At 62.1% G+C, this 21,335-nt stretch carries 15 protein-coding genes; 5 read left to right on the forward strand and 10 right to left on the reverse strand.

Annotated features, from left to right (window positions below):
• Positions 1-96: 96 nt before the first annotated feature.
• The 8 genes from selB to yegQ all read right to left on the reverse strand — a co-directional run bounded on the left by selB (position 97) and on the right by yegQ (position 12,656).
• Positions 97-2,028: a selenocysteine-specific translation elongation factor gene (gene selB / locus ACK5NW_RS03415; protein ID WP_416925067.1), complete on the reverse strand. Its 1,932-nt coding sequence runs from the start codon at positions 2,026-2,028 to the stop codon at positions 97-99.
• A gap of 216 nt (positions 2,029-2,244) precedes the next feature.
• Positions 2,245-3,627, reverse strand: a complete 1,383-nt coding sequence (locus ACK5NW_RS03420; protein ID WP_416925069.1) for an NAD(P)/FAD-dependent oxidoreductase — start codon at positions 3,625-3,627, stop codon at positions 2,245-2,247.
• Positions 3,628-3,670: 43 nt separating this feature from the next.
• Entirely contained in the window at positions 3,671-5,146 is a 1,476-nt protein-coding gene (gene selA / locus ACK5NW_RS03425; RefSeq protein WP_416925071.1) for an L-seryl-tRNA(Sec) selenium transferase, read from the reverse strand.
• On the reverse strand, positions 5,147-6,178 hold the full coding sequence (gene fdhE / locus ACK5NW_RS03430) for a formate dehydrogenase accessory protein FdhE (RefSeq protein WP_416925073.1): 1,032 nt from the start codon (positions 6,176-6,178) through the stop codon (positions 5,147-5,149). It lies immediately after the preceding gene.
• 96 nt (positions 6,179-6,274) lie between these two features.
• Positions 6,275-6,934 carry a formate dehydrogenase subunit gamma gene (locus tag ACK5NW_RS03435; protein WP_416925075.1) on the reverse strand — a complete coding sequence of 220 codons (660 nt, stop codon included), beginning with the start codon at positions 6,932-6,934 and terminating at the stop codon, positions 6,275-6,277.
• A 16-nt stretch (positions 6,935-6,950) separates the two neighbouring features.
• Complete coding sequence (fdxH, locus tag ACK5NW_RS03440) at positions 6,951-7,892, reverse strand: formate dehydrogenase subunit beta (RefSeq protein WP_416925077.1); 942 nt, start codon at positions 7,890-7,892, stop codon at positions 6,951-6,953.
• A 13-nt stretch (positions 7,893-7,905) separates the two neighbouring features.
• Positions 7,906-10,986 carry a formate dehydrogenase-N subunit alpha gene (fdnG, locus tag ACK5NW_RS03445; protein ID WP_416925079.1) on the reverse strand — a complete coding sequence of 1,027 codons (3,081 nt, stop codon included), beginning with the start codon at positions 10,984-10,986 and terminating at the stop codon, positions 7,906-7,908.
• 263 nt (positions 10,987-11,249) lie between these two features.
• Positions 11,250-12,656, reverse strand: a complete 1,407-nt coding sequence (yegQ, locus tag ACK5NW_RS03450; RefSeq protein ID WP_416925081.1) for a tRNA 5-hydroxyuridine modification protein YegQ — start codon at positions 12,654-12,656, stop codon at positions 11,250-11,252.
• 124 nt (positions 12,657-12,780) lie between these two features.
• Between yegQ and ACK5NW_RS03455 the strand changes: the two genes are divergently transcribed.
• The 5 genes from ACK5NW_RS03455 (at position 12,781) to ACK5NW_RS03475 (ending at position 19,024) form a co-directional block, all read left to right on the forward strand.
• The gene (locus ACK5NW_RS03455) at positions 12,781-13,419 is read left to right on the forward strand and encodes a DUF3617 domain-containing protein (RefSeq protein WP_416925083.1); all 639 of its coding nucleotides are present in this window, start codon (positions 12,781-12,783) and stop codon (positions 13,417-13,419) included.
• Between the two features lie 215 nt (positions 13,420-13,634).
• Positions 13,635-16,547 (forward strand): aconitate hydratase, encoded by a 2,913-nt coding sequence (locus tag ACK5NW_RS03460; protein ID WP_416925085.1) that lies wholly within the window; start codon positions 13,635-13,637, stop codon positions 16,545-16,547.
• 94 nt (positions 16,548-16,641) lie between these two features.
• The gene (locus ACK5NW_RS03465; protein WP_416925087.1) at positions 16,642-17,841 is read left to right on the forward strand and encodes an FAD-dependent monooxygenase; all 1,200 of its coding nucleotides are present in this window, start codon (positions 16,642-16,644) and stop codon (positions 17,839-17,841) included.
• Between the two features lie 98 nt (positions 17,842-17,939).
• The gene (locus tag ACK5NW_RS03470) at positions 17,940-18,458 is read left to right on the forward strand and encodes an antitoxin Xre-like helix-turn-helix domain-containing protein (RefSeq protein ID WP_416925089.1); all 519 of its coding nucleotides are present in this window, start codon (positions 17,940-17,942) and stop codon (positions 18,456-18,458) included.
• Positions 18,459-18,499: 41 nt separating this feature from the next.
• Positions 18,500-19,024 carry an RES family NAD+ phosphorylase gene (locus tag ACK5NW_RS03475; RefSeq protein ID WP_416925091.1) on the forward strand — a complete coding sequence of 175 codons (525 nt, stop codon included), beginning with the start codon at positions 18,500-18,502 and terminating at the stop codon, positions 19,022-19,024.
• Positions 19,025-19,148: 124 nt separating this feature from the next.
• Here the strand turns inward: ACK5NW_RS03475 and ACK5NW_RS03480 are convergent, their stop codons facing one another.
• Positions 19,149-20,720 carry a carotenoid oxygenase family protein gene (locus ACK5NW_RS03480; RefSeq protein WP_416925093.1) on the reverse strand — a complete coding sequence of 524 codons (1,572 nt, stop codon included), beginning with the start codon at positions 20,718-20,720 and terminating at the stop codon, positions 19,149-19,151.
• Between the two features lie 12 nt (positions 20,721-20,732).
• A complete protein-coding gene (locus ACK5NW_RS03485) occupies positions 20,733-21,167 on the reverse strand; it encodes a DUF2141 domain-containing protein (RefSeq protein ID WP_416925095.1) in 435 nt (144 codons plus the stop codon).
• Between the last annotated feature and the right edge of the window lie 168 nt (positions 21,168-21,335).

The raw sequence follows: 21,335 nt of genomic DNA on the forward strand, positions 1-21,335 counted from the left end.
GGGGGACAACGCCGATGCTCGGTGCAAGCCCGAGCATGGCGTTCGCTGGGCTGGCTTGCTCCGCAGCCGTTCGTTCGCAGCATGCGTGACAAGGGGTCATGACTGAAACAGCGTGCATTCTGCCCGTAGCTTGTGCACATCGCCCACGCGGCGGGTCAGGCCGACGCGGTCGAAGTATTCCAGAATTTGAATGGCCCGCTTGCGGCCCAGGCCGGTGGCGTCGCGAAAGTCCGATGCCTGTACGTCGCCGCTGTGATTTGTGGCGACTTGGCGCACCAGTGCGGCGGCGCGCTGCATGGTGGTGGGCGGATAGTACAGATCCTTGACGACCTGGTGCAGATCACCGCGCCTAGCCAGCCGCGCCAGCGTGGCGCGTACCAGCGGCTCAGCCTCATTCGCGTGCTTGGCCAGATCGCGCGCCCAGGCACCTTCAAAGCCTGCGGTGTCCAGCATGGGCTGCACTTTTTGGGCAATGCGGGTTTCGGTGGCCGACAGTTGCACGCCGTGCGCGGGCAGGTGTACGAATGCGCCGTGCAGCGTCACCTGGCCGTCTTCGGCCAGTCGTGCCAACAGTGCGTTCCACAACGGCAGGGACAGACGCGGTGCGGCCAGGCGGCGCAGGCGCGCGGTGTCTGGCCCCAGTTCGTCCGGCTGGGCCTGGTGAAAGGCTTGCAGAGCGGCCAGGGCGGCCGCGTTGAATGCTTTAACTTGTGTAGCGCCTAGCGCATGTCCATCATGCTCTAAAGCCTGATTTGGTTTGGAAATATGGGCTGGGGTAAGCAGCCCCTGTGCTGCGCCAAAGCGCACCAGATCAATGCCTTGTGGTGCCACGTCGACCAGTGCGGCCAGCCGCTCAGCTGCTGCCGGTAAGGCCAGCGCCGCCAGCTCGGCCAGGCGCTGCGGCGTGCGGCGGTAGCGGATGGGTGCAAACGGGTCGAGCACGCGCCCACCGGCCAGCGCGCGGCTGGCGGCTGCGTCGCGCAGCAGCAGGCGTTCGCCGTGCCAGGCGGCCACGGGTGCGTCCAGCACAAGTTGTACGCGCGCGGTGCCGCCTGGAGAGATTTGATCGACGTCCAGCACCGCGACGGAGGCGGTAAGGTGCGCCGCACCGATATGTGCCTGCACCCGCGTGCCGGATCGCAGCGCCTTGGCTTCGCCTTGCCACAGTGTCAGCTCGGCATCGAGCCGTTGGGTGGATAAGGCGACCGACGGCGTGACCAGCCATTGGCCGCGTGCCACCGCGTCTTTGGGTAGGCCCGCCAGCGCTACGGCGCAACGCTGTCCGGCGTGGGCCTGGGTAACCGGCTGGTTTTGCGCATGCAGGCTGCGCACGCGCACGTGCAGCGGGTTTTGGCCGGGTGCGCAGGGCGTCAGCGCCAGTTCATCGCCCACTTGGACGCGGCCGGCGTGCACGGTGCCGGTGACTACGGTGCCGGTGCCTGTCAGGGTGAAGGTGCGGTCAATCGCCAGGCGGAAAGCGACTTGTTGTTGAGAATGCTCTTGGCCTTCAGCGCGTGCCGTATCAGCGCCTGAAGCTTCGAAAAGAAGAGCGCGCAAGGCATCTACGCCGTCGCCCGTGGTCGCTGATGCCGCCAGTATGGGTGCCCCGGCCAGCGTGGTGCCTGTCAACAGCGCCGCCATTTCGGCTTGCACGGTTTGTACTCGCGCGGTGTTGACGCGGTCAGTTTTGGTGACCACCACCGCACCGCGCGCAATGCCCAGCAGGCTCAACACCGCCAAGTGTTCCAGCGTTTGCGGCATGGGGCCGTCGTCGGCAGCGACTAAAAGCAGGGCAAAGTCGATGCCGCTGGCACCCGAGACCATGGTGTGCACCAGTCGCTCGTGCCCTGGCACATCAATGAAGCCGATGCGCTGGCTGCTGCCGGGCACATCCACAAAGGCGTAGCCCAGCTCGATGCTGATGCCGCGCTTTTTTTCCTCAGGCAAGCGGTCAGTGTCCACCCCGGTGAGCGCGCGCACCAGCGTGCTCTTGCCGTGGTCGATGTGCCCTGCGGTGCCGATGATCATGGGTTTAGCGGTTGCCGGTTGCTAGGGTTAAAGCAGCTAATCGCGCTTATCAGACGGGCGTGAAAGCATGTTTTCAATGGATTTTTACGTGTTTGCAGCTTGGAATTCACTCACCGCAGAGGCGCAGAGAACGCAGCGCTTCGCAGAGAAAACCATCCGTGAATACTCTGTGTGACTCTGATCCCTCTGCGCCTGTGCGGTGAAATCTCTTGTGGTTCACGTGAACAGCTCGCCCATCTTCAGCGAGAACCAGCGGAAGTCTTCGGCCACCAGCGATTCGCGGCGGTCGTTGTCGTCGATTTGGGTTTGCCAGATGATGCCTTCGTCGTTGACTTTGTAGTCGAACTGCACCGCAATGGCCTCGCGCGGGCTGCCGTTGACCAACATGTAGCACAGGTTGTCGGGCAGGGCGGTTTGGGGTGTGCGGCCAGCCAGCCGCTCGGCGATGTAGCCCGCCACGATCTTGCCGTGGGCATTGGCCACGTGACCGGCTTTTGGGTAGAAAAGAAAGTTTTTCTGTGGCGACACTTGGCCCACCGCATCGCCAATTACATACACGTTGGGGTCGGAGGTCATGGTCAGCATTTGTGGGTCGACCTCGGCCCAGCCGGTCGGCTTGCCATCGGCTCGCGTGCCCACGGCACCAGCCTTCCAGGCCAGATCACCCGCCTGGTGCGGGGCCATGAACACGCCGTGGTCAAACTTCATGTCGCCCGCGCTGGTTTTGATGCGTTTGGCAAAGGGATCGATCTCTTGCACGTGCGCGTTGGGTACGTAGTTGATGATGTCGCCGTACAAATCGCGGAAGGCTTCACGAAAGCCCACGCCGATGGGGCGCACGCCATCTTTGTGGTCGAGGATGGTGACACGGCCCTTGATCTTGTGGGTCTTGATCCACCAGGCGACCATGCAGGCGCGCTCATACGGGCTGGGCGGGCAGCGTTGGGGCGGCGGCGGCAGGGTCATCACCCATTCGCCGCCTTTAAAGCTGTGCAGCGCTTGCTTGAGGGCAAAGTGCTCGGCATTGGGGATGTAGGCACCGGGAAAGCGTGCGCGCGTAGCCTCAGCAGCGCGGCGATCATTACCGAACCAGCTTTCATAGTTGTAGCGGATGCCGGGGGCCAGCACCAGGAAGTCGTAATCCAGATGTCCCAAGCTGGTGTGCACGCGCTTCGTATCGCGGTCGATCTGGTTGATCTCGCACTGGATAAAGCGATAGCCGTGACGTTCGCTGACTCGCAGGTAATCGTAGGTGAGAAACTGCGTATCCACCACGTCGATGAGCCACTTGTTGCTCATCGGGCAACTGAAAAAAACGGGGTTGCGCTCCAGCACCACCACTTCGACTTGCGGAGCCAACTGGCGCAGGTTTTTGGCCACGCTCAGGCCGCCCCAGCCGCCACCGCACACCACCACGCGCGTGGCCTTGCCTTTGGCGATCAAAGGGTCTTGCGGCTTGCCCACCAGAAAAGGCGCAGGTGCCGATTTAAAACTGCCAGAGGCTGTGGCGTTGGGAGCCGGCGTAGCGGTACAAGCGGCCAGCATGCTGGCGGACGCGCCCGCCGCACCGGCGAGGAATTGGCGTCGATCAAGGGTCATGGTTGATACCTGTAGGGAGTTGGGTTGAGATGGCTTGGCGATATCAGGCCAGGATAGCTTTGAGCTGGGGCAGTTGTTCGGTCAGTTGTGCAGGCTGCTCCAGCCCGCGCAGATCCAGCCACAGGCGGTCGTCTGCCACGCGCCCAATCACCGGGCGGGGCAGGGTGCGCAGGGCGGCTGTCAGATCGTGAAGCGCATGACCAGCACCTTTTTTGCCGCTGCTGGGGCGGATGGTCAGCCCGGCAGAGGGCAGTCGTTCAATGGGCAGCGAACCAGAGCCGATTTGGCCCAGCATGTCGGCCACCTCAACCTCGTAGCGCGGGGCCACGGCTTGCGCCATGGCGGGTTGCAACTGCTGCGCGAGGGCACGGATATCCGCCACCGGGCGGGTCAGCAGACGCAGCGTGGGCACGTCTTGCGTCAGTCGTTCGGGGCGCAGGTACAGCATCAGCGTGGCCTCCAGCGCGGCCAGGGGCAATTTGCTCATGCGCAGGGCGCGCTTCATGGGGTGTTTGCGGATGCGGCCCACCACGTCTTTGCTGCCGACGATCAAGCCCGCCTGCGGGCCACCCAGCAGTTTGTCGCCGCTGAAGGTGACCACGCCGCAGCCTGCGGCCAGCATGTGCTGCGGTGTGGGTTCCGCGGGCAAGCCGTAGGCGGCCAGCTCGATCAGCGAGCCGCTGCCCAGATCAGTGGCCAGGGGCAGGTTATGGCGTTGGGCGATGGCGGCCAGATCAGATTCAGCCACGGTGCTGGTAAAGCCCTGCACGGCGTAATTGCTGGTGTGTACTTTCATCAGCAAGGCGGTGCGCTTGTTGATGGCGCGTTCGTAGTCGTGCGGGTGGGTGCGGTTGGTGGTGCCGACTTCGACCAGTCTGGCCCCGGCGCTGGCCATGACGTCGGGCATGCGGAAGGCCCCGCCAATTTCGACCAGCTCGCCGCGCGAGACGATGACTTCCTTGCCACGCGCCAGCGCGGCCAACGTCAGCAACACGGCAGCGGCATTGTTGTTGACCACGGTGGCGGCTTCAGCGCCGGTCAGCGTGCACAGCAGGGCCTCGACGATGCTGTCGCGCTCGCCGCGGCTGCCGCTGCTCAGGTCGTATTCAAGGTTGTTGGGGGCGGCCATCATGGCTTGCACATGGGCCAATGCGGCTTCGGGCAGCAGGGCGCGCCCCAAGTTGGTGTGGATGACGGTGCCCGTCAGGTTAAGCACGGTGCGCAGGCGCGGTGTGAGTTGGCAGGTGATGCGCTGGGCCAATTGGGTAGCCAGGGCATCTGGGGCGGTGGCCTTCAGAGGCAAAGCGCCGCTCAACGCTTGCAGGCGCAATTGATCGAGCAACGCGCGGGCCTGGGTGGCCACCAGGGTATGGCCGTGCTCGACGCTCAGTGCGGCTATCGACGGCTGGCGCAGCAACCGGTCAATGGAAGGCAGGTCCTTGGGGGCGGCAGCAAGAGCGCAAGGCTGGGATGTCGGGGCCTGCGAGCCGTGAACCACGGATTCTGAGGGCCGGGCCATTTATGCGCCCCCGGACGAGGGATCGGGTGGGGCGGCTGCGCCCGCAGCGTCACCATCGCCAAACAGCAGCATCAAGTTGGTGCCGTGACGGGTAAAGCCCGCTTCGGCCACCAGTAAATCCAGCGTGAGCGAGGCCAAGTCATCGGCCACGGGATCAACGTGCAGGTCTTTGTCCATGTGCACGATTTTGAGGTAATGGCCGCAGGTGTCGCAAGTTTCGGCCTGAACGGCTTCGCGCACGGGTTTGTGGGCCGCATTGGTCGATTCAGTTTCGGCCAGCGCGCGCAGCGATCGGTATTGAATGCCGCCGGTGCTCAGGCAGTGCGTGCACTTGATGCGCACCATGTGCCATTCGGCATTGCACAGCGAACAGTGCAGGAAACGGTGGCCTTCGGCTTCACCGCCCACCCGCGTGACGCTGGCAGTGGGCAAGCTGCCGCAGCAAGGGCAACGGGTAGCGTCTTGCACCACGCCAAAAGGGCTTTTCTGTGCAGCGCTGGTGGTGCGCACCAGATCAGTCCAGTACGACTGCAAGCCTGCGGCCAGCAGGGGCGCAGCAGCCAGGTCAAGACCCAGGGTGACGCCGGTGAGCAGGCGGCAGGCTTGTTGTTCCATTTGCTCGTCGCTCCAGTCGCAGACTGCCTCTATGCTGGCGCGCGCTGGGCTGTCTGCGGGCAGGCGGTCCAGCACGGGTTCGAGCAAGCTGCGGGTTTGTTCGCACCATCCTGGATGGCGCTGCCAGGTGTTGACATCCAGCAAGGGTTGGCCCGCTTGCGAGGCCGCGTCGGCTTGCTGCGCGCTGGGCAGCGACGCATTGGTGAAATGGCTAAAGTTATAGTGCTGCTCCTCACAGATCATGGCCATCAGCAGCAGGTAGTCGCGCATGGCGTGGCCTGCGGCCAGCTCGCGCAGGCGCAGTGCGCGCTGCTCAAACACGTTGGCCGGTGGCAGCAGCAAGCGCGGAAACTGCACACCCACGTTGAGTGCAATTTCTTCAGGCGTGCGCAAGCGGGTGTTGGGCGTGAGGGTCATGGTGGTCACCAAAAAAACTGCCGCTTGGGTGTGAAGCGGCAGTAGGGATGATAGGTGCGAGCGGGTCGCGCATTCAAGCAGTGATCAGACGTTCCTTCAGTGAGGACGGGCAGATGAATCGCCAGACGGTGCAGCTTTACCCATCATCTTGCGATACCACAACAGGTGATGGCGTTTGGCCCAACCTGCGCTGACGGTGCCCTGGGTCATGGCGCGCAAGGTGCCTTTGACCCAGATGGCGGCATAGATGTGCACCACCGCTGTCAACGACATGACGAACGCGGCCAGCGAATGCAGCAACACGGTCACGCGCTGCACCGGGATCGGCACGCTGTCGGCGAACCAGGGTTGCCAGAAGCTTAGGCCAGTGACCAGCAGCACGATCAGCGACAGCGTCATGCTCCAGAACACCAGTTTTTGGCCTGCGTTGTATTTGCCCACGGCTGGCATTTGCGATTCATCGCCTTCAAACACCAGTTTGGGCGCTTTTTCCAGCCATTGGCTGTCTTCACGCCGCCAGGTGTTGACGCGCCAAAAGGCCACAAACATCAGCAAAAACAGCACAAACACTGCAATGCCCAGGTAGGGGTGCAAAATGCGCGTCCACTGCGGCCCGCCAAACAGGTTGGTCAGAAAGAACATGCTGGGGTGAAACAGCGCCAGCCCGGAAAAACCGGCCAGGCCAAAGAGCACCACCACGAGCCAGTGGTTGATGCGCTGGTTGTCGGTGTAACGCTGGATAAAAAGCTTTTTCATGGCTTTCAGTCTCCTTTCAGGCGTCGTGGGTTTCGGCGTGGCGTGCTGAATCAGCACCGATCACGTTGGGCTGGCCGTCGGGTACGTGGTCTTCTTCGTCCTCGGACACTTCCAGCGGGCCTTGCTTCATGTGGTGGAAAAAGCCCACCACCGCCGCACCAATCATGGCGGCCAGCGCCACCGGCTTGGCCATGCCTTTCCAGATGGCGACCATGGGGCTGATGCTGGGGTTGGCGGGCAGGTTGTTGTACAGCTCGGGTTTGTCGCCGTGTTGCAGCACGTACATCACGTGGGTGCCGCTCACGCCATCCGGGTTGTAGACAGAGGCTTTGTCATAGCCACGGGTTTTCAGCTCGGTCACGCGGCCTTCGCCGTAGGTCAGCATGTCGTCCTTGGTGCCGAAGCGGATGGCACCTGTGGGGCAGGCTTTGGCACAGGCCGGTTCTTGCGAGACGGCCACACGGTCAGCGCACAGCGAGCATTTGTAGGCTTTGTTGTCTTTCGTGCTGATGCGCGGCACGTTGAACGGACAGCCTTTGACGCAGTAGCCGCAGCCAATGCAGTTTTCGCTGATGAAGTCGACGATGCCATTGGCGTACTGGACGATGGCCCCCGGCGAAGGGCAGGCCTTCAGGCAGCCGGGGTCTTCGCAGTGCATGCAGCCGTCTTTGCGGATCAGCCACTCCAGCCGACCAGGGGTGACTTCGACTTCAGAGAACTTCATCACCGTCCACGACTGTGGTGTCAGATCCATCGGGTTGTCATAGACGCCGTGGTTGGTGCCGATGTCGTCACGCAGATCGTTCCATTCCATGCAGGCCGACTGACAGGCTTTGCAGCCGATGCAACTGGACACATCAATCAACTTGGCTACCTGGGGTTTTTGGTGGCGCACGTTGGGCGTGGGCGTGGTGACGGCCGAACGCTTGGCGATATCGAGGGTTTGAAGAGTGGACATAGCAGGGTTCTCCTCAAGCCTTTTCGATGTTGACGGTGAACGACTTGTACTCGGGCGTCTGGGTATTGGCATCACCCACGAATGGGGTCAGCGTGTTGACCAGATAGCCGGGCTTGGTTTGCCCCACAAATCCCCAGTGATTGGGCAGGCCCACCGTGTGCACCTTGGTGCCGCCGCAGTCGAGCACCGGGATGCGCTTGGTGACCACAGCCACGGCCTTGACGAAGCCCCGGTTGGAGCTGACCTTGACCCAATCGCCCTGGGTAATGCCTTTTTCCTTGGCCAGTTCTTCGCTGATTTCAACGAACTGCTGCGGCTGCAAGATGGCGTTGATCTTGGCTTGCTTGGTCCAGTAGTGGAAATGCTCCGTCAGGCGGTAGCTGGTGGCTGCATAAGGAAACTCCGCAGGCTTGCCAAAGGCATCCATGTCGCTTTGGAACACGCGCGCTGCCGGGTTGGATTTGGCGCGCGGGTCTTGGTAGAGCTGGTTGGATTCCAGTGGTGTTTCAAACGGCTCATAGTGCGTGGGCAGCGGCCCTTCGGCCATGCCAGTGGGGGCGAACAGGCGTGCCACGCCTTCGGCCGTCATGATGAACGGGCGTACCGCGTTAGGCGCAGTGGGGTCGGCGGTGAGTGCCATGTCAGGCACGTCGGCACCGCCCCAGTTTTTGCCGTTCCAGCTTACCAGCGGTTTGTCGGCGCGCCAGGGTTTGCCAGTGGCCGGATTGACCGAAGCGCCGTTGTACAGAATGCGTCGGTTTACGGGCCATGACCAGGCCCAGTTGAGCGTCTGGCCAATGTCCCACGGATCGCTGTTGTCGCGCCGCGCCATCTGGTTGCCCGCCTGTGTCCAGGCACCAGAATAAATCCAGCAGCCGCAGGCGGTGCTGCCGTCGTCGCGCAACTGGGCAAAGCTGGCCAGTTGGTCGCCCGCCTTGACCAGCACCTTGCTGGGGTCTTTGGGATCGGTCACGTCGAGCAGGGCTTTGCCGTTGTATTCCTTGGCCAGTTCATCAGGGCCTGGTTTGTGCGGCACTTTGTAGGGCCACGTCAGGTTGACAATCGGCTCAGGGAACGCGCCGCCGTCTGCCCGGTACAGCGTGCGCAAACGGATGAACAGCTCGGCCATGATGTCGATGTCGGTCTTGGCCTCGCCCGGTGGCGGTGCGGCCTTCCAGTGCCATTGCAGCCAGCGGCCAGAGTTGGTGATCGAGCCTTCGTCTTCGGCAAAGCAAGTCGATGGCAGACGGAACACTGTGGTCTGGATGTCTTCGGGCTTGACATCGTTGTGCTCGCCGTAGTTTTGCCAGAACTCGGACGTTTCAGTGTTGAGTGGGTCGATGGTGATGAGGAACTTGAGCTTGGACAGCCCGGCAATCACCTTCTTCTTGTTGGGGAAGGAGCCGACCGGGTTGAAGCCCTGGCAGATGTAGCCGTTCATCTTGCCCTGGTTCATCATCTCGAACGCGCGCAGCACGTCGTAGCCCGCGCCGGGGGCGTCCAGCTTGGGCAGGTAGTCAAAAGCCCAGTTGTTTTCAGCCGTGGCTGCATCGCCCCACCAGGCTTTTTGCAGGCTGACGAAGAACTTGGGATAGTTCTGCCAGTAGCTCATCTGGTTGGGTCGCAGTGGTTTGGGTGCGCGAGAAGCCAGATAGGCTTGGAAGTCCTGTTCATGGTCGCGGGCCACACTCAGGTAGCCGGGCAGCAGGTTGGACAGCAGCCCCAGGTCGGTCAGGCCCTGGATGTTGCTGTGACCACGCAGTGCGTTCATGCCGCCGCCGGGCACGCCGATGTTGCCCAGCAGCAACTGCATCAGCGCCGCACAGCGCAGCATTTCCGATCCGGTGCTGTGCTGTGTCCAGCCCAGCGCGTACATGATGGTCATGGTGCGCTCGGGCGTTGAGGTGCTGGCGATGTGCTCGCATACCTGCTGGAACTGCTCAGGCGTGGTGCCGCAAATCTTGTGCACCATCTCAGGTGTGTAGGACGCATAGTGCCGCTTCATCACCTGGAACACGCAGCGCGGGTGCTCCAGCGTCATGTCGATCTTGGCAAAGCCTTCCTCGTCCTTTTCGTAAGCCCAGCTTGAGGGATCGTAATTGCGCTTTTCTTCGTTGTAGCCGCTGAACAAGCCGTCGTTGAACTGGTACGCCTGGCCCACGATGAACGGAGCGTTGGTGTAGTGGCGCACGTATTCAGTCTGGATCTTGTTGTTACTGAGCAGGTAGTTGATGACCCCGCCCAAAAAGGCGATGTCCGAGCCGGCGCGCAGTGGCGCGTAATAGTCGCTCATGGCGGCCGAGCGCGTGAAGCGCGGATCCACCACGACCAGCTTGGCCTTGTTATTGTTGCGGGCCTCAATCGCCCATTTAAAGCCAACAGGGTGCGCCTCTGCGGCGTTGCCCCCCATCACCAGCACTACGTCGGCGTTTTTGATGTCCTCCCAATGGTTGGTCATCGCGCCTCGGCCAAACGTCGGAGCCAGACCGGCTACCGTCGGGCCGTGTCAAACACGTGCCTGATTGTCGAATGCAAGCAGTCCCAGGCTGCGCATCACCTTGTGGGTGATGTAGCCTGCTTCGTTGGAAGATGCCGATGCCGCCAGCATGCCAGTCGACAGCCAACGGTTGACGGTTTGCCCGGCGTCGTTTTGGGCGATGAAGTTGGCGTCGCGGTCATCTTTCATCAGCTTGGCGATGCGCGTCATGGCTTCGTCCCAGCTGATGCGCTTCCATTCCTTGCTGCCCGGCTCGCGCACCATGGGATGCTTCAAGCGGGTGGGCGAGTGCACAAAGTCCAGCAGACCAGCGCCTTTGGGGCACAAACTGCCACGGCTGACAGGGTGATCCGGGTCGCCTTCGATGTGGATCACCTCGCCCAGCGCGTTCTTGGCGCTGTCGCCCAGGCTGTACATGAGCAAGCCGCAGCCGACCGAGCAGTAGGTGCAGTTGTTGCGGGTTTCAGTGGCGTGGGCAAGCTTGTAATGCCGTGTTTCGGCCAGCGCTGCCGTGGGCGAAAAGCCCAAGGCCACCAGGCTGGACGCTGCCAGTCCTGCGCCGCTTACCCGGAAAAATTGCCTCCGGTTCATGTCCATCGTGGGTGCTCCTTCGTGATTGGATGCTTTTCAACAGCCCGTTGTTGTGTGAGCTTTGACTGTTGGTGGGGTCAGTATAAGACGCTGTTCTTTTTTGTGGTTGACGAAAACCCTGATAGCCCGCCTCTACTTCTTGCTATCAATCATGCACAGAGTCGCCCTGAGCAGGCCGTCATGCAGGCGACAGTGGCACGGGCCAAAAAGGCACTGCCCCAACTGCCATGCAGGTGCATGCACAAAGGGTTGGAATTAACGCACGCGTCTCAGGCCACTTCACTGGCGTCGGCAGGCGCTTGCGATAAGCGCGCAATCAGTCCGTTTTCGGCAGGGCCTTTCACCGGAATCCACACCCGCATGGGATTGCCTGCGGCCACGGCAACCGGCAGGCCATCGGTATTTTTCATTTGATCCAGGCGCACGGTGCGGTTGCCCTGGGGATGGATGATTTCGATCCAGTCGCCCACGGCAAAGCGGTTTTTGGTCTCGACTTCGGCCCAGCCGTCCTGCACCGATTTGACTTCACCCACAAACTGGCTGCGGGTGGCCACCGAGTGGCCGGTTTCATAGTTCTGGTAATTCTGTGCCGGACGGCGCTCCAAAAAGCCGCTGGTGTAACCCCGGTTGGCCAGGCCCTCCAGCTCGGTGATCAGTTGCGGGTTGAACGGGCGGCCAGCCACGGCGTCGTCAATGGCGCGGCGATAGGTCTGGGCCGTGCGTGCCACGTAGTACAGGCTTTTGGTGCGGCCTTCGATCTTGAGCGAATCGACGCCGATCTTGGTCAGTTTCTCTACCAGTTCCACGGCGCGCAAATCCTTGCTGTTCATGATGTAGGTGCCGTGCTCGTCTTCCACGATGGGCATCAACTGGCCGGGACGGCCTTCTTCTTCGATCAGGTACACCTTGTTGGCCGATGGATGTCGTTGGCCATTGCCGCAGGTTGACGTGCCACTTTCAGCCGCTTCTTGCTCGGCGCTGAAATTAAAACCTTCCAGCCGCTCGCCGCGCGCCAGTGCTTCGCCGGTGTTGGGGTCAACATCGGCGTCCTGCGTCTTGTAATTCCAGCGGCAGGCGTTGGTGCAGGTGCCCTGGTTGGGGTCGCGCCGGTTGAAGTAGCCCGACAGCAGACAACGGCCCGAATACGCAATGCACAGCGCGCCGTGCACAAACACCTCCAGCTCGATGTCGGGGCATTCGTTGCGGATTTGTTCCACTTCGGCCAGGCTGAGTTCACGCGAGAGGATGATGCGCTCCACACCCGCGCGCTGCCAGAACTTCACCGCCGCCCAGTTGGTGCTGTTGGCTTGCACCGACAGGTGAATCGGCACATGCGGCCAGCGGCCTGCCTCCATCTCGGCGCGCACCAGCATGATCAGGCCCGCGTCGGCCATGATGAGCGCATCAGGCTTTAATTCGACCACCGGCTGCAAATCGCGCAGGTAAGTGCGCACCTTGTCGTTGTGGGCAATCAGGTTGCTGGTGACAAAGAGCTTTTTGTCGCGTGCGTGCGCTTCGGCAATGCCTTGGGCCAGTTGCTCCAGGCGAAATTCGTTGTTGCGCGCGCGCAGGCTATAGCGCGGCTGACCGGCGTACACCGCGTCGGCACCAAAGTCGTAGGCGGCGCGCATCTTGTCCAGGCTGCCTGCGGGCAGCAGCAATTCAGGGGATTTCATAGGGGCGGTATTGTCCCAGTTCTGCCCGCTGCGTGCCAAGCTGGCGAATGGCCTGCGCTAACATGCGCAAACTTGTTGATTTGGAGCATTCATCGTGATGAAAAAAGCCCTTGTTCTTGTTGCAATGTCTTGGTGTGCTGCGGGCGCGGTGTACGCCGAAGCAGACACTGGCCTGAAAGCCGGGCTGTGGGAAACCAGCACCCAAAAGATGGTGATGGATGGCAAAGACATGTTGCCCGAGATGCTGGCCGCGCAAAAGCAAATGCGCGAAGAGCTGGCCAAGATGTCGCCCGAGCAGCGCAAGCAAATGGAGGCATTGCTGGCAGGGCAAACCCAAGACCCATTGACGCAGCGTATGTGCGTCAGCGCCGCCATGGCCAAACGCAACCAGCCCATGCTGCCCAAGCCTCAGGGCGCAGACTGCGGCGATCCCAAGATGGAGCGCCAAGGCAACCGCATGGCGTTCGACTTCAGCTGCAAGCAGGCTGATGGCAGTACGGTGGTGGGCAAGGGCGAGGTGGTCAACGCCGATGGCCTTGTCAGCACCAAGATCAACACTACCACCACGATAAAAGGCGGTGCCAAGCGCTCATTGATGGCCGAGACGACAATGAAGTTCCTGGGTGCCGATTGCGGTGGCCTCAAGCCGATCGACCAGTTGGCCAAAGAAGCCCAAGCCCAGATGGCAGCCCATGCCGAAGCCTCGCGCAAAGCACAAGCCAAGGCAGAGGCGGCGGCCAAGCGGGTCGAAGCCCAAAAGTAAGTGCTGTAAGCCCCTTTGCCTGCGGAGTATTTGCTCTGTTTGATATAGCGCCTTTCGCTTGCCAGTCAAGCGCTGAAGGCGTTTTTTGTTTATAAATAAATTTCCCTGCAAGCGACTGCTGTGGCGCGGTGTGCGCGCACCTGCCAAAATGATCGTGCCATGCATGTACCAAGGTGCATGCATGGCACGGCTTGTCTACCTTTCAAGGAATTTTCATGGCCACTAAAAATACCCACGCTTTCGCTTCCACACTCAAATCCTTCAAGACCGCGTCCGGCAAATCCGGCAAGCTGTATTCGCTGCCTGCGCTGGCCAAGCAGTTTCCCAACGTGGCGCGGCTGCCGGTGTCGCTGCGGATCGTGCTCGAATCTGTGGTGCGCCATTGCGATGGGGTGAAAGTCACGCCTGAGCATGTGGCGCAATTGGCAGGCTGGAAGCCCAAGGCCGCGCGCACGGACGAAATTCCGTTCACCGTGGCGCGCGTGGTGCTGCAAGACTTTACCGGTGTGCCGCTGTTGGCCGATCTGGCGGCCATGCGTTCGGCCGCGCAGCGTTTGGGTAAAGACCCCCGCAAGATCGAGCCGCTGGTGCCGGTCGATCTGGTGGTCGATCACTCGGTCATGATCGACTTTTACGGCAAGAAAAACGCGCTGGACTTGAACATGAAGCTGGAATTCCAGCGTAACCGCGAGCGCTATGAGTTCATGAAATGGGGCATGCAAGCGTTCGACACTTTTGGCGTGGTGCCGCCGGGCTTTGGCATCGTGCACCAGGTCAATCTGGAATACCTGGCGCGCGGTGTGCACCAGCGCAAAGACGGGGTGTATTACCCCGACACCCTGGTTGGCACCGACAGCCACACCACCATGATCAACGGCATTGGCGTGGTCGGCTGGGGCGTGGGCGGCATCGAGGCCGAGGCTGCCATGCTGGGCCAGCCGGTGTATTTTTTGACGCCCGACGTGGTGGGCTTTGAGCTGAAAGGCCAATTGCGCGAAGGCTGCACGGCCACCGACCTGGTGCTGACGGTGACTGAAATATTGCGCCGCCACAAGGTGGTGGGCAAGTTTGTTGAATTTTTTGGCGAAGGCACACGTTCGCTCAGCCTTCCCGACCGCGCCACCATTGGCAACATGGCACCCGAGTACGGGGCCACCATGGGCTTCTTCCCGGTGGATGAGCGCACCCTCGAATACTTTGCGGGCACTGGCCGCACCAAGGCCGAAATAGAAGCCTTTGAGGCTTATTTCAAAGCCCAGGGCTTGTTTGGCGTGCCCAAAGCCGGGCAGATTGATTATTCGCAGGTGGTCACGCTGGATCTGGGCGATGTCACCCCCAGCCTGGCTGGCCCCAAGCGGCCGCAAGACCGCATCGAAATCGGCCAATTGGCGACGCAGTTTGAAGCGCTGTTTTCCAAGCCCATGAGCGACAACGGCTTCAACCGTCCCGCGATGGCGCTGCACCAGCGCGTGGCTGTGGTGAAAGACGCTTTTCCCGATGCTCAGGAGCAGGCCCCTGCGCCCAAGCCCACGCGCAATGGCGCGCCGCGTGCTGTGGTGGAAATGCAGGCCAACCGTCCCACGCTGGAATCAGCGCTGGCCGAAGCCAATGTGGTCGAACCCGCCTCACCCCACGGCTACACGCTGGGCAACGGCGATGTATTGATTGCCGCCATCACCAGTTGCACCAACACCAGCAACCCCAGCGTGCTGCTGGCGGCGGGCCTGCTGGCCAAAAAAGCGGTGCAAGCGGGCTTGACGGTCAAGCCGCACATCAAGACTTCGCTGGCTCCCGGCTCACGCATCGTCACCCAATACCTCACCGAAACCGGGCTGCTGCCTTATCTGGAAAAACTGGGCTTTGACGTGGCCGCCTACGGTTGCACCACCTGCATTGGCAATGCGGGCGATCTGGCACCCGAGATCAACGAGGCCATTGCCAAAAACGACCTGGTGTGCGCCGCTGTGCTGTCGGGCAACCGCAACTTCGAGGCGCGCATTCACCCCAACATCAAGGCCAACTTTCTGGCCAGCCCGCCGTTGGTGGTGGCCTACGCCATCGCGGGCAACGTGATGGTCGATCTGATGACCCAGCCGGTGGGCAAAGGAAAGGGCGGCAAAGACGTGTATCTGGGCGATATCTGGCCCAGCAGCGACGAGGTACAAAAGCTTCTCAAATTTGCCATGAAGGGCAAAGCCTTCCGCGACAACTACGCCAAGGTCAAGACCGAGCCGGGCAAGCTGTGGGAAAACATTCGCGGCGTCAGCGGGCAGGTGTATTCGTGGCCTGTCAGCACCTACATTGCCGAGCCGCCTTTCTTTGATGATTTTGCTATATCAAATGGAGCATTTGATGCAGATCAGAAAAGCGCCGGAGGCCAAAAAGGCACTGAATCCGTGCGCGGTGCGCGCATCATGGCGCTGTTTGGCGACTCCATCACCACCGACCACATTTCGCCCGCAGGCAGCATCAAGGAAAGCTCGCCCGCAGGGCAGTGGCTCAAGGCCAACGGGGTGCAAAAAGCCGACTTCAACAGCTACGGCTCGCGCCGCGGCAACCATGAGGTGATGATGCGCGGCACCTTCGCCAACGTGCGCATCAAGAACCTGATGGTGTCGCCGCTGGCCGACGGCAGCCGCGAGGAGGGTGGCGTCACCATTTATCAGCAGCCTGGCGCAGAAAAAGGCAGCAAGCAGTTCATCTATGACGCGGCCATGAAGTACCTCGCCGCCGATGTGCCGACGGTGATTTTTGCGGGTGAGGAATACGGCACCGGCTCCAGCCGTGACTGGGCGGCCAAAGGCACGCAACTGCTGGGCATCAAGGCGGTGGTGGCCAAGAGTTTTGAGCGCATTCACCGCAGCAACCTGGTCGGCATGGGCGTGTTGCCCTTGCAGTTCAAAACGGGTGAGTCGTGGGAAAGCCTGGGGCTGAAGGGTGATGAACAGATCGACATCACCTGCCACACCCAACTCAAACCCCAAAGCGACGCCCGTTTGCGCATCACCCGCGCCGATGGCCGTGTGCAAGAAACCATTCTCACGCTGCGCATCGACACGCCGATCGAGGTGGATTACTTCCGCGCGGGCGGCATCCTGCCTTACGTGCTGACGCAATTGATTGGTTGAAAAGATTGGCTGAAGCCGTGAGCACAGTCTGCCTGGTTGCACCGCTGACCTGCGTCAAGCAGCAGCGAGCAGCGCTCGCGCACAATGCGGGGCCATGAATTCACCACATCAACTGTTGATTGCAGGCGGCGGCATTGGCGGGCTGGCAACGGCGCTGGCGGCAGCCCGCCAGGGCTGGGGCGTGCGGCTGTTTGAGCGCGCGCCCGAGTTTTCAGAAGTCGGCGCGGGTATTCAACTTGGCCCCAATGTCACCCGCATCCTGCGCGACTGGAAGCTGGAAGAAGAGTTGGGCACGGTGGTGTCGGTACCCAGCAAGCTGGTGGTGCGCAACGCTGTCAGCGGTGCCGAGGTGGGATCGCTGGAGCTGGGTGCGCGCTGCATGGAGCGCTATGGCGCGCCTTACGTCACCATCCACCGGGCTGATTTGCACCGTTTGCTGTGCCGCGCTGTGTACAACGAAGCTGAAGTCGTGCTGCGCCTTGGGCAAACCGTCAAATCTTTCAACGACCACGGCAGCGCCGTCACGCTGACTACCCAGGCGGGCCAGCACGTTGAGGGCGATGCGCTGGTCGGCGCGGATGGCGTATGGAGCGGTGTGCGCCAGCAATTGCTGGACGACGGCCCGCCCAGCGTGACCGGGCATCTGGCCTACCGCACCATGCTCAGCCAGGACGCGCTCACGCCTTCGCTGCGCACCACGCAGGTAACCGTTTGGCTGGGGCCGCGTTTGCACATCGTGCAATACCCGGTGCGACAAGACCAGTGGATGAACGTGGTCGCCATCGTGCATGGCCTGCCCCCCGAACACCCGGATGACTGGGATCACAGCGCCAACGCGGCTGATCTGGCGCGCGCCACCGGTGCGCTGTGCTCGCCATTACGCACTTTGCTGGATGCTGTGCCCTCGGCCACTATTAACTCCTACCCTTGGCGTTTGTGGGCGCTGGCGGGGCGCAGCCCGGTCGCCAGTGCCGAACAGATGGTGTGCGGCAACGTCGCGCTGCTGGGCGATGCCGCCCATCCCATGCGCCCTTATCTGGCGCAAGGCGCAGGCATGGCCATTGAAGATGCGGCCGAGCTGGGCCGGTCACTGGCGATGGACATGGTGGACGTGCCCACGCGCCTGCAACGCTATGCCATGGCGCGCTGGCAGCGTGTCGGGCGGGTGCAGGCGCGATCGATGCGCAATGGGCAAATTTTTCACTCCACCGGCCTGATGCGGGTAGGGCGTGACGCTTCCATCCGCCTGCTGGGCGAACGCGTGCTCGACGTGCCTTGGCTGTACGGCGGTTGATGGCTGGTTGATCTTTTGTCAGCAGCGATAGCGCAACCGATGATTGCGTGATGATTCAGTTGAGATTAAAATTTATCTCAACTGAACAGGTGATGCCCATGTCTGCCCACGCCGCTACTTTCACCCACTCTGTCCAAGAAGGTTTGCCCAGTTACGTCCTGCGCCGCCCCAGATTGCAGGAGCCGCAAGCCAAGCAAGGGCAAATGTTTTATCTGTCGCCCATTGAGCGGGCGGGCCTGGTCAAGCAGGGCGTGCCCGCGCGCACGGTGGCCGAGCTGTCGGTCGCCATGGGCGTGCCACGCGATCAACTGCTGCGCGTGCTGGGGCTGGCACGTTCCACGGTGGAGCGCAAGATTTCAGCCAAACGTGCTTTGTCGTCGGATGAAAGCGAAAAACTCGTTGGCCTGGCGCGCCTGATTGGTCAGGTGGCGGCCATGGTGGGCGAGGGCGAAGATGCCCCGGCCGACTTCGACGCTGCCCGCTGGTTTGCCCGCTGGATGGCCGAACCGGCTGCCGCGCTGGGCGGCATGCGCCCTGATGCGCTGCTCGACACCGCAGATGGGCGCGAAGCCATTAGCCATCTACTTTCTCAGATGAAATCTGGCGCTTACGCTTGATAGGGCTGCGATAATAGCTATTAAATAAAGAGCGGTTGCGCATGTCAAAAACCTTGGCCGATGCACCGGTCAGCGTCTGGCGCATCGCCACTGATACGCCCGACTACACCGCTGACGACGTTACAGGCAAAGGCGCAGAACTCTCAGGTGGCCGCTGGAACGCGCGTGGCACACCCATGCTGTATGCCAGCAACACACGCGCGCTGGCCTGCCTGGAAACCGTGGTGCACCTGAGCAGTGGGCTGGCACTGCCGCTGAACCGCTATCTGGTGCGCATCAACATTCCTGCCGATTTGTGGGCTGCCCGCACCGTGTTCGATATGCAGCAGCACATTGGCTGGGACGCGCTGCCGCCCGGCCGCGTCTCCATCGCCTGGGGCACCACCTGGGCGCGCAGCGGCATCAGTTGTGTCGCCCAGGTACCCTCGGTCATCGTGCCTGAAGAGCACAACCTGCTCATCAACCCACAGCACCCGGATGCCGCCCGCATCGCCATCACCAAGCAGCGCCGCTGGCTGTACGACCCGCGTGCGGCGCGGGGTGTGTTGTCAACAAAGCCGTCGTGATGTGAGTTTGTCCACCATTTACGCGGCAGGCGGTATGGGCGGGCTGCGCGGTGCGCAACGCGACCGCATGAATTTGTCAACGGTGCAAATTCGAGCGACGTAGCGATCTGGATCTCCTGCACAGTCAAACTGCGCCACTTTCCGGCACCCAAATGGCATGCAGCCCATGCGGCATCAGTCGCGGTGCGCTGGCTTGGGCGATGGGGCCGCCATTCAGGTGTTGGGCGTCGAACACCGACAGCAGCATGCGCTGGCGCGGGATGTCGAGCGCGGTGCCGACGATCCAGGCGTCGCTTGCACGTGCACCCTTGCCGGTGCGTGGCACCACGATGTGTTCTTCGGCGATGACGCCGCTGGCGTAGCGCCAGCGTTGCAGGTGGCCGTTGTCCACATCCAGCAAGCTGACGGTGTCAAACCCAATGCCGCCTTCGCTGGCGGGTGCCAGGCGCTGCACCATCGCCACCTGACGGTGGCGCAGGCCCACGCGGCGCGGATCGACGCGCGGAAACTCCACGTTGCGCAAGCCCGCTTGCTGCGTGGCGCGGCCTTTGGCCAGATCCAGCGTCAGCAGGGTGTGATGTGCCTCGGCGTTCAGCTCAGGCTGCCGACCGCGCATCATCTCGCGCAAGCCGTGTTGCACCAGATCGGCGTTGGGCGAGCGCACGTAGTCGAGGTGGATGGCGCGTCCGCTGGCATCGTCCCATGCATTGCCTACATGGAATGTGAAACCAGCGGGCAGTTGCAGCCACTGCGGTTTGTCCAACTGGTCTTTGGGCAGCACCAGCACGCGCATGCCCAGGTCAGGCCGCCAGACGTGCGAATCCAGAAACGTCGCGCCGTCCTGCGCACGCGCCTGCTCGTACACCAGAGGCGGCATCAGAAAGACCAAGTGTCGCCGGGTGATGGCAAAGTCGTGAATCATCGGCGTGTTGGGCACCTTCAGGTTGGCAGTCTTGAGTAACTGGCCCTGGGCGCTGATGTGGTAAATGGTCAGTAGGCCCACGCCTGAACTGACGCCAAAATTCCACACGCTGCCGTCGTGCGGCTCAGTTTTTGGGTGGGCTGAAAACGCCATGCCTGCGTAATCAGGTGCCCAGGTCTTGAAGCCGCGCGTTTGCAGTGTTTCGGGATCAATCTGCATGGCCGATCCGCCTTCCCACAGCGCGTACAGCGCGCCGCCGTTCATCATCACGCTGATGTTGGCCACGTTGATCTGGTCGGGCGATTGCAGGGGTTCGGCGTTCGCCGGGCGGGTGCCAAAAGCGTCATACAGCAGGCGGCCAGCGGCGGTTTCAGCCTGGAACTTGGGCGTGCGCACAAAGCGCCCGGTGTGGCTGATGCCTTGTGCGCTGACGCGGTAGCGCTGCACCATGCCATCGCCGTCGAACCAGTGGTGGTAGCGCTGCCCGGCCAAGCCAAAGCGCGTCGCGCCGTTACGGTACAAACTGCCGCGCAAATCATGCGGCCAGCGGCCTTGCACCGTCATGGGCAGGGTGGGCGCGTCGGTGGCCACGCCTGCATAAGCGGCCAGCCAGGGGCGCTGGGGCAGGGCGGCGTCAAATTCAGCCTGCCATGCGCCGGGGGTGCTGTCGTCGGGTGTCAGCGCGTGGGCGGGCCAGCCCAAGGTGCCCAGGCCCGCTGCGCCCGTCAGCGCACGCAAAAAGTGCCGTCGTGGGATGTGTGCTGGGAGGTGCATGGCGTTGGCCTTTCACTCCAGGTGAATGACCAGCGTGGTGTCGCCTTGCACGTCGACCACTGCGTCGTCCCACGCAGGCGGGCCCATGCGGCCGCGCGCATCGCGGCTGGTGCCGTAGGCTTCGGTTGGCAGGCCGACGACATTGGTGTCCAGCTTGTCGTTGGCGTTTTGATCGTGAAAGACCGAGAGGGCGTAGCGCCCTGGGGTGACGTTTTTAAACACCAGTACTGATTTGGGTGCTGCGGCCGGGGCCGATTGGCCTGACAGCATTTGCGGCTCTTTCATCCAGGTGTCGGCGCTGCCGTACAAAGCGGCGCGCACGTTGCCCTGGGCACTTTGGATGCCCAGCAGTTCCACCGTGACATCGGCGGCCCAGACAGGCGAACAGGCCAGGGGGATCAAAAACAGGGAAGTGGCCAAGTGGCGCAAAGGGGTGGTTGCAGGCATGTGCAGCTCCTTAAAGTAGATACGGGTTTGCCAATCCAAGGGGATTGATCTGTGTGCACTGTGCCCGTATCGCCTGGGGCTTGACCACCGTTTTGCGACGAAGCGCACCCACAGTGCGTGAAATGCGTATCTGGCCCGATGCGTTGTATCGCGCGCAACGATTCGCAG

The sequence above is a fragment of the Ottowia sp. genome, from assembly GCF_047975795.1.
Taxonomy (GTDB): domain Bacteria; phylum Pseudomonadota; class Gammaproteobacteria; order Burkholderiales; family Burkholderiaceae_C; genus Ottowia.

Coding starts and splice junctions, on each gene's coding strand:
- selB (WP_416925067.1), bottom strand. CDS start 2,028: ATGATCATCGGCACCGCAGGGCACATCGACCACGGCAAGAGCACGCTG.
- ACK5NW_RS03420 (WP_416925069.1), bottom strand. CDS start 3,627: ATGACCCTTGATCGACGCCAATTCCTCGCCGGTGCGGCGGGCGCGTCC.
- selA (WP_416925071.1), bottom strand. CDS start 5,146: ATGGCCCGGCCCTCAGAATCCGTGGTTCACGGCTCGCAGGCCCCGACA.
- fdhE (WP_416925073.1), bottom strand. CDS start 6,178: ATGACCCTCACGCCCAACACCCGCTTGCGCACGCCTGAAGAAATTGCA.
- ACK5NW_RS03435 (WP_416925075.1), bottom strand. CDS start 6,934: ATGAAAAAGCTTTTTATCCAGCGTTACACCGACAACCAGCGCATCAAC.
- fdxH (WP_416925077.1), bottom strand. CDS start 7,892: ATGTCCACTCTTCAAACCCTCGATATCGCCAAGCGTTCGGCCGTCACC.
- yegQ (WP_416925081.1), bottom strand. CDS start 12,656: ATGAAATCCCCTGAATTGCTGCTGCCCGCAGGCAGCCTGGACAAGATG.
- ACK5NW_RS03455 (WP_416925083.1), top strand. CDS start 12,781: ATGTCTTGGTGTGCTGCGGGCGCGGTGTACGCCGAAGCAGACACTGGC.
- ACK5NW_RS03460 (WP_416925085.1), top strand. CDS start 13,635: ATGGCCACTAAAAATACCCACGCTTTCGCTTCCACACTCAAATCCTTC.
- ACK5NW_RS03465 (WP_416925087.1), top strand. CDS start 16,642: ATGAATTCACCACATCAACTGTTGATTGCAGGCGGCGGCATTGGCGGG.
- ACK5NW_RS03470 (WP_416925089.1), top strand. CDS start 17,940: ATGTCTGCCCACGCCGCTACTTTCACCCACTCTGTCCAAGAAGGTTTG.
- ACK5NW_RS03475 (WP_416925091.1), top strand. CDS start 18,500: ATGTCAAAAACCTTGGCCGATGCACCGGTCAGCGTCTGGCGCATCGCC.
- ACK5NW_RS03480 (WP_416925093.1), bottom strand. CDS start 20,720: ATGCACCTCCCAGCACACATCCCACGACGGCACTTTTTGCGTGCGCTG.
- ACK5NW_RS03485 (WP_416925095.1), bottom strand. CDS start 21,167: ATGCCTGCAACCACCCCTTTGCGCCACTTGGCCACTTCCCTGTTTTTG.